The organism is Streptomyces sp. SD15 (assembly GCF_054462255.1).
Genome location: NZ_JBTLMO010000109.1, coordinates 1 through 8,107, shown reverse-complemented (window position 1 = coordinate 8,107; position 8,107 = coordinate 1). Strand labels below are relative to the sequence as shown.

The 8,107-nt window shown below is 68.5% G+C and carries 7 protein-coding genes and 1 pseudogene; 5 read left to right on the top strand and 3 right to left on the bottom strand.

All coding sequences use genetic code 11. The annotated features are described in order from the left end of the window. Positions 1 to 399: 399 nt before the first annotated feature. A complete protein-coding gene (locus tag ACX28W_RS43400; protein WP_459005604.1) occupies positions 400 to 1,695 on the bottom strand; it encodes a hypothetical protein in 1,296 nt (431 codons plus the stop codon). A 206-nt stretch (positions 1,696 to 1,901) separates the two neighbouring features. Here ACX28W_RS43400 and ACX28W_RS43395 point away from each other — a divergent pair. Further along, a pseudogene (locus tag ACX28W_RS43395) lies at positions 1,902 to 2,074 on the top strand (sulfite exporter TauE/SafE family protein); the annotation flags it as partial. A 105-nt stretch (positions 2,075 to 2,179) separates the two neighbouring features. On the opposite strand, the gene ACX28W_RS43390 reads toward ACX28W_RS43395, so the two are convergent. Together ACX28W_RS43390 and ACX28W_RS43385 are read right to left on the bottom strand one after the other, a co-directional pair. Next, positions 2,180 to 2,326 carry a transposase gene (locus ACX28W_RS43390; protein ID WP_459005603.1) on the bottom strand — a complete coding sequence of 49 codons (147 nt, stop codon included), beginning with the start codon at positions 2,324 to 2,326 and terminating at the stop codon, positions 2,180 to 2,182. Positions 2,327 to 2,403: 77 nt separating this feature from the next. Next, entirely contained in the window at positions 2,404 to 2,937 is a 534-nt protein-coding gene (locus ACX28W_RS43385) for an EF-hand domain-containing protein (RefSeq protein ID WP_359001291.1), read from the bottom strand. A gap of 599 nt (positions 2,938 to 3,536) precedes the next feature. Here ACX28W_RS43385 and ACX28W_RS43380 point away from each other — a divergent pair. The 4 genes from ACX28W_RS43380 to ACX28W_RS43365 all read left to right on the top strand — a co-directional run bounded on the left by ACX28W_RS43380 (position 3,537) and on the right by ACX28W_RS43365 (position 7,941). Next, positions 3,537 to 4,292 (top strand): (5-formylfuran-3-yl)methyl phosphate synthase, encoded by a 756-nt coding sequence (locus ACX28W_RS43380; protein ID WP_459005602.1) that lies wholly within the window; start codon positions 3,537 to 3,539, stop codon positions 4,290 to 4,292. An 8-nt stretch (positions 4,293 to 4,300) separates the two neighbouring features. Then, the gene (locus tag ACX28W_RS43375; protein ID WP_359001297.1) at positions 4,301 to 5,704 is read left to right on the top strand and encodes an aldehyde dehydrogenase family protein; all 1,404 of its coding nucleotides are present in this window, start codon (positions 4,301 to 4,303) and stop codon (positions 5,702 to 5,704) included. Positions 5,705 to 5,706: 2 nt separating this feature from the next. Beyond that, positions 5,707 to 6,810, top strand: coding sequence for an NAD(P)-dependent alcohol dehydrogenase (locus ACX28W_RS43370; RefSeq protein ID WP_459005601.1), 1,104 nt, complete (start codon positions 5,707 to 5,709; stop codon positions 6,808 to 6,810). A gap of 222 nt (positions 6,811 to 7,032) precedes the next feature. Further along, complete coding sequence (locus tag ACX28W_RS43365; protein ID WP_459005600.1) at positions 7,033 to 7,941, top strand: class I SAM-dependent methyltransferase; 909 nt, start codon at positions 7,033 to 7,035, stop codon at positions 7,939 to 7,941. Positions 7,942 to 8,107: the final 166 nt, after the last annotated feature.

Below are 8,107 nucleotides of genomic sequence, written 5' to 3'. Positions count from 1 at the left end.
CTGTGCCACGTGCTCTCTCCGCCGTTCTGGACTTCGATCCTATGGGGACCGCTGTCCGAGAACTTCGGGGCGCCTCACATCGCTGCTGTTCATGCAGGTGGGGCCTTTGTGGTCCAGGCGCATCGATGGTGTTGGTGACAGCAACGTGACACGTGATGGGTCGCTGAGGTCCCTGCCGGGCAGATGATGGCGGGGGCTTCAGCCTTCCTGAGCAGCGAGCGTCCGCTCCTCGATCCTGCTGCGGCGTCTGCGAACGCCTCCTTGAGGGCCCACAACGGGCGCCGCCGCGCGGCCACCCACTCGACCCGAACGCCAGCTCGTTGGTGCCCTGTCCGGTATCTCGTCTCGGCGGCGGCTGATCACCCGTCGCCGACACCGAGAGTCTGGCGGAGTGGGTGCTCAATAGGTGGGTCCGTAGGGGCTCCAGCCGTGCATGAACGGCTGGAGGTCCTCGGTGCGAGGCTCGGGGATTTCCGGTAGCAACGGTGAACCGTTGAGCGGATTCAGGCGTTGCACGTGGCTCTCGGCCCACGCGATCCATGCCTCGGCTTCCTCCCTGGCCGGCCCGGGCGGCAGACCCTCTGCATGAAGTCGGAATGCGCCGACGTACTCGACGAGGCCCACTGCGCGCCTCCACGCCGAGTGCTGTGCCTCGAGGTGGCGCACGCGGTATGCCTCTCCGTATTCGGTCGTAGCCCGACGCTTCGCGGCTTCCCATCGAAGGCGCTTCTGCTGTGCTTCCTCCAGGTCAGCCAGACGCTTGCGTTCGGCTGCCTCTCTGCGAAGGCCGACCTCCTGCACGATCTCGGCGAGCTGGTCCTCAAGAGGGCGTGCGGCCGTGTCGGCCCACTCGCCGCCCCGGTGCGGCAGCCCGCCACTCAGACAGATCCTCAGGCGGTCAGCCGGGGAGTAGTCGTGGCGAGGGATCCTGACCCAGGAGTACTTCTGCGCATCCGCGAGTTCCTTTTGCGTGGGGACGTGCTCGACCCGGTCCTGTTCCTGCAGGACGCGGAGTTCGCATGTCTGGCCCTGCGCCGTAATGGTGAAGTGAGGTGGGCCGCTTCGCCGACGATGCGGTAGCGGTGCTGTATTCGCTTTACCGATTGCGGCGGCATGCCCCGCCTTCCGTGTTGCGGTGAGCAGGGCATGGATGAGTCGGAAAGCCCGGTTCTGCACGGACTCGGTCAGCCCCATGGGATGGGAGAGACCCTGCATGGCTTTGACGACTGGATGCGGCTGCACGAGTCGTGCCGGTACCGGAATGGGTGTCAGCGTGGCCAAGCGCCAGGCGGGCGTGTCGACGAGTCGGATTTCATAGCCGTCACCGCACCAGCCTCCGTGCAGCTCTTTGGCCTTCGGGATCTTCCCCGATCTCCGGGCAGCGGCGACACGGGCCGGCCATTTCTCGGTCTCCGGGCCGCTGGCTTCCCGTTTGACGATCCGGCCGCCCGCCTCCGCCAGCTCTTCCAGGAGCTGCTCCGTGACGGTCTTCTTCCCTTCTCGGGGGCCGGAGTTGGGGCTCGATGGCTGTGGCGGTGTCGGCGTGACTACCTGGTTGCCAGCTTTCTGCCTGCCGGAGGCGGCTGTCGGCTGCGTTGCAGCTTTCTGCACGGGAGCGGTACCTGTGGTACGAGATTTGTCGGGGGGATAGCTGCCGTGGTCGAGGAAATGCTGGCCGGCGGTCGTGAGCGTCACGGACCATTGCCCTTGGGTGCAGATCCAATCAGGGTTCCAAGGTCCACGAACAGGCCGTTTCTTCAGCGCAGCAGGCCAGCGACGTGGGGCGGCCCCTCAAAGGATCTGCACCCATTGCCCTTTCCCCCTGGAGACTTTGACCAGTCCTCGGCTCTGTAACGCCTGGCAGCTGAGCTTGTGCGCCTCTCCCTGCCATATTCCCTCAGGGCAGCCTTGCCCCCAACTGGTTCCTCGGCCCCGGGCCTGTGGCCTCGGCGGCCTCATCGGCGGCTACCTCGGAGCCCGCCTCCAACCGCGCATGCCCGAGACCTTCCTCCGCCTCCTCCTCGGCACCCTGGCCGCCTCACTCGGCGCCGTCTACGCGATCAGTGCATCGCGTAGACCTGGTCGATCAACGATTGCCATTACGAAGCGACCATCCATCTGCCGGCCGACCGGCCGGCCGACGAACTGGCATGCCCGTCAGGGAACCTCAGTGAAGTCTTCATGGCACCTCTGCGTGCAACAAACCGATCACCTGCCGGTGATCGCGCCACCGGCCGCACCGGTTGTTGCTCACCGGCAGCAGCGGCTCCAGCACCGCCCACTCGCCGTCCGTCAGATCCCGACGGTTCAGCATGGCCAGCCCCACGGTCTCCCTGCTCGCAGTGATGATCCGGGAGCCCGGTGGCTCGCCCCCTACGGAGCGAGCCGCTGGGCCGGGCTGGATCAGGCTGCCGGAGATGGTGCCAGCAGGTCTGCAGGGATGCCGCCCTTGTCAGGGGCGTAGAAGTTCTTGATCTCGGCTTCCCAGACATCCACCCCGACCCGGTCGGCATCATCGGGCCCGAGGGCCTCGAAGAGGGCTTGGATGTTCGGCAGGTCGAATCCGACCCCTCTCAGCATGCCGGTGAACACCGGTCGTGTGACGGTACCGCTGCCGTCCAGGTCACCGAGGCGTGCGAAGCCGGCCGCGAACTCGTCGATCGCCCCGCTGAAGCGCTCCGGCGACAGGACGCATGCCTGGTACTCGTCGTAAGTGATCTGGCCGTCGTGATGGGTATCGAGTTCGCCGGCCAGCGTGTTCCAGTAGCGCGTGAAGCCGGCTTGCATGGCCTGCTTCCGTGCCTCGTCGGCTCCGGGCACGGCCGCGGCAACCCGGCTGCTCATCAGATTGAAGTCGTCGGATTCCAGGACCCCGTTGCCGTCGGCGTCGAACAGGGTGAAAACGAGTTTCACACGGTTGACCGCTTCACTGCGCATGGGCTCTTACCTTTCGTCAGGCCAGGAGATGGGACGGCCGTGCGTGCCCGCCGCGCCGTACGGTGCGCGACGGCACGGCGGCGTACCGGTGAGCCGCCGACAGGTGCGGCGAAACACCGCGCGGGGCGGGGGAAGCCGTGTCTGCGGCGGGCCGGTCGCATGGCCGTCGCGCTGTCACTATGCGGGCTGCGGAATCCGGTGTCCCGGGGAGAGCTGGCTTGTCAACAGAAAGAGTGGAGATGGCGCCGATCCGGCATGAACCCGCCTCTTCGCCGCCCAGTCGGCGTCCCGTCCCACGCCTCCTCGATGGCGGCCGCGGCCTTGCCCATGTCGTCGGCCGAGCCGCTGGAGACCACCTGCACGTGCGCGACCCAGCCGTCGCCGTGCTCCACACATCGAGCCCCCTCTGCGGATCGGACGGGAGCTGGTTGGAACCGGCGCGCACGGCGCACTGGGTAGACCGGCAGCACCCCGTTCGGTCTCCGCACGCCCTACCGGTGGTCACGGGCCGCCCTCAATGATGAGCAGACCGCAAGAAATCCAAGCGACTCCGCACCCCCGCCTCCTGGCCAGGTGGATATGCGGGGAAGGAGCCCACGTTGTTACTTCTCATCTCCCCGGACAGCGTCGAGGAGGCCCTCGACTGCGCGAAGGCGGCGGAGCATCTCGACATCGTGGATGTCAAGAAGCCCGATGAGGGCTCGCTCGGCGCGAACTTCCCGTGGGTCATCAGGGAGATCCGCGACGCGGTCCCGGCGGACAAGCCGGTGTCCGCCACCGTGGGAGACGTGCCGTACAAACCCGGCACAGTGGCCCAGGCGGCACTTGGTGCGGCTGTCTCCGGAGCCACCTACATCAAGGTCGGCCTCTACGGATGCACGACACCCGACCAGGCTGTCGATGTCATGCGAGGGGTCGTCCGGGCAGTGAAGGAATATCGGCCGGACGCCTTCGTCGTCGCCTCGGGCTACGCCGACGCCCACCGGATCGGCTGTGTCAACCCGCTCGCACTGCCCGACATCGCCCTGCGCTCCGGCTCCGACGCGGCCATGCTCGACACCGCGGTCAAGGACGGGACACGGCTGTTCGACCACGTTCCGCCTGAGGTCTGCGCGGAGTTCGTGCGGCGGGCCCACGAAGCCGATCTGCTCGCCGCCCTTGCGGGCAGCGTGAAGGTGGGAGACCTCGGTGCACTGACCCGCATCGGCACGGACATCGTGGGTGTGCGCGGGGCGGTCTGCGAGAGGGGCGACCGCAACACCGGGAGGATCCAGCCGCAGTTGGTTGCCGCCTTCCGGGCGGAGATGGACCGGCACGCCCGAGAACACACGGCTGCCGTAACCGCCGCGAGCTGACCGCCGGCATGGCCACGCATCAGCCCCGGCACGTGCCCGTGATCCCCGGCAAGCGCTTCGCCGTCCTCGATCCGGCAACCGGCGAGACCTTCGACGAGGCTCCCGACCAGCAGCCGGACGAGCTGGACGCCGTCGTCGGCCGGGCCCACGAGGCATGGCGCAACTGGCGGGCCGACCCCGGCGCCCGCACCATCGCATTACTCGAGGCAGCCGACGCCGTGGAGGCGGCCGGGGCGGACATCGCCCCCTTGCTCACCCGTGAACAGGGCAAACCCCTGGCCGAGTCGTACAAGGAGATCGCCCGCACGGCGGCCCGCCTGCGCTACTTCGCCGAGCTGGCCCCACAGCCCCAGCCCATCATGGACGGCCGACCGGTACGCAGCGAGATCCGCTGGCGCCCGCTCGGGCCCGTCGCCGCGATCATCCCGTGGAACTTCCCCCTCCAGCTCGCGTCCGCGAAGTTCGCGCCCGCGCTCGCCGCAGGCAACACGATGGTGCTCAAGCCCTCCCCCTACACACCCCTCGCCACACGGCTGCTGGGATCCGTTATTGCCACCGCCCTTCCCGAGGACGTACTGACGATCGTCACCGGTCACGAACCCCTCGGCGCCCGCCTCGCATCCCATCCGGGGATCCGCCACGTGACCTTCACCGGTTCGATTCCCACCGGACGGGCCGTCGCGCAGGGGGCAGCGGCCTCACTCGCCCGCGTCACCCTGGAATTGGGCGGCAACGACGCGGCCATCCTGCTGGAGGACGTGGATGTGGAGCGGATCGCGGACCGGCTGTTCTGGGCGGCGTTCCGCAACTGCGGCCAGGTCTGCATGGCGGTCAAGCGCGTCTACGCCCCGGCTCGGCTCTACTCGCCCGTGGTCGAGGCCCTCGCACAACGCGCGAAGACCGCCGTCGTCGGAGCCGGCCTCGCCCCGGGAACGCAACTGGGACCGGTCAACAACGCCGCCCAACTGGCCCGGGTCGAGGACTACACGGCGCAGGCCCTGGCAGACGGCGCCCGAGCGGTGGCCGGGGGCCGCCGGCTGGACCGACCGGGCTACTTCTTCGCCCCGACGATCCTGGCGGATGTCCCGGTCGACAGCCCGGTGGTGACGGAGGAGCAGTTCGGGCCCGTCCTGCCGGTGCTGCCGTACGGGAGCGTCGACGAAGCTGTCGAGGCGGCCAACGACACCGGTTTCGGGCTGGGAGGCTCGGTATGGGGGACCGACCTCGACCGGGCCGAGGAGGTGGCCGACCGGCTGGAGTGCGGAACGGCATGGATCAACCACCACGCCGAACTGTCCCTCGCCCAGCCTTTCGCGGGCTCCAAGGAGAGCGGTGTCGGTGTCGCGGGCGGTTCATGGGGGCTCTACGGCAACCTCAGACCGTTCGTCGTGCACCGTCCGCAGGAGGCGTGACGATGAGGTTCAACGCGGCGGTACTGCGTTCGTACGAGAGCCGATTCGCCGTCGAGGAGGTGCTCCTGAACACGGGACCGGCCGACGGCGAGATCCTGGTCAAGATCGCAGGCTGCGGGATGTGCCGGACCGATCTCGCGGTCCGGCGTTCGGCGGGCCGCTCACCGCTGCCGGCGGTGCTCGGCCACGAAGGTGCCGGGGTCGTGGCGGAGACGGGAGGCCCCCACACCGGCCTGAGCAACGGCGACCACGTCGTACTGAGCTTCGACTCCTGCGGCCACTGCCGGAACTGCTTGGACGCTGCCCCCGCCTACTGCGACTCCTTCGCCTCGCTCAACCTCTTTGGCGGGCGCAAGGAGAACGCCGCGCGATTCACCGACGTGGCCGGGGACGAACTGGCCCCCCGGTGGTTCGGTCAGTCCTCGTTCGCCGAGTACGCGGTGGTCCCGGCCCGCAACGCCGTGCGGGTCGACCCCTCGCTGCCCATTGAGCTACTCGGACCGCTCGGCTGCGGGTTCCTCACCGGCGCCGGGGCGGTCTTCAACTCCTTCGCCGCCGGGCCGGGCGACACCCTCGCGGTCTTCGGCGCAGGAGCGGTGGGCCTGGCCGCAGTGATGGCGGCCACCGCCTCCGGAGCGGTGCCCCTGGCCGTCGACCGGCACCCCGAACGGCTGGCCCTCGCCGAACGATTCGGCGCGACCCCGCTGCACGCCGCAACACCCGACCTGCCCGGCCGCATCCGGCGACTGACCGACGGCGGCGCGCACTACGCGCTGGACACCACGGCCTCCGCCCAGCTGATCAACGACGCGCTCCGGGCTCTGCGCCCGACCGGCCACCTCGGTCTGGTGGCACGGCTCCACACCACGCTGCCGCTCGAACCGGAGGCGCTGGACCGAGGCAGGAGAATCTCCCACATCTGCGAGGGGGATGCGGTACCGGGCCTGCTGATTCCGCGGCTGACCGGGCTGTGGCAGGCCGGGCGGTTTCCGTTCGACGAGCTGATCCGTACGTATCCGCTCGCCGACATCAACGAGGCCGAACGCGACTGCGAAGCGGGCCGCGTGGTCAAACCCGTCGTGATTCCGGAGGGTAGGAACCGATGAGTGAGGCATTCAACGCCCCTTGCCTGTCGATCGGCCCTCATCAACCGTTGAGGTGCCCCGTGCCGGGCCGGCCCAACTGAGGAACCGGGTGGCCGCAGGTCTGTGCGCCATCGGGCACCCCTCGGGAACATGGAGCCCTGAGCGGTGTTGTCGCGCGTCCACCCTCGATCCGTCAGTCGCATCCCTCGCTGTTCGTGGTCTCAATTCGCCAACGGAGGAAACGTGGTCGGCACAACGCATCACAACACCGGCGTGGAAGGCGTGGAAGGAGGTGTAGGGGTGACCGCTCTCATGGTCGCCGCGGCACGGGCGATCGAGACCCACCGCCACGACACCCTGGCACGGGACGTCTATGCGGAGCACTTCGTGCGCGCCGCACCGGCGTCCGCCGGCTGGCCGGTCCGCATGCAACAGGTCCCGGACGGGGACGCGAACCCCCTGTGGGGACGGTTCGCGCGTTACTTCGGTCTGCGGACGAGGGTCCTCGACGACTTTCTTCTCCGGTCGGTGCACACGAGAAGCGCCCGCCAAGTGGTGCTGCTCGGGGCGGGGTTGGATGCGCGGGCTTTCCGGCTCGACTGGCCTCCCGGGTGCGTGATCTTCGAGATCGACAGGGAAGGAGTGCTGGCGTTCAAGCACGAGGTGCTCGACGGACTGTCGGCCACCCCGAAGGCAGCGCGCGTACCCATCCCGATCGATCTCCGCGCCGACTGGGTCGGAGCACTCGCCGACGCCGGCTTCGACACGACCGCACCGAGCGTCTGGCTGGCCGAGGGGTTGCTGTTCTACCTTCCGACCGTCGCCGAGACGAACCTCATTGACATGGTGGACCGGTTGAGCACGGAAGGGAGCGCTCTGGCGTTCGAGGTCAAGCTCGACAAGGACTTGCTGGAATACCGCGACAGCCCGCTCTACACCTCGACGACACAACAAATCGGCATCGACCTACTCAACCTGTTCGACAAGGAGCCGCGGCCCGACTCTGCAGGTGACCTGGCGAGCAAGGGCTGGTCCACATCGGTCCACACGCCCTTCGACTTCACCCGCCAGCACGGACGCGGCCCGCTGCCCGAGCAGAACGACGCCCTGGCGGGTAACCGGTGGGTGTTCGCGAACAAGCCCCGACCGTAACGCTGCAGCCGGGCGACCGGGCCCGGACCCGACACGTCGCTGTCCCATGCCCAACTGGCGGCCGGACACGTCGGTGCTCGGTGTAGCGCTAAGAACTCCTAACGAAATGATGTTCGAAGTGGTTGGATCACTCCGGGACCGTTGATCCGGGGGTGCGGGGTGGCTC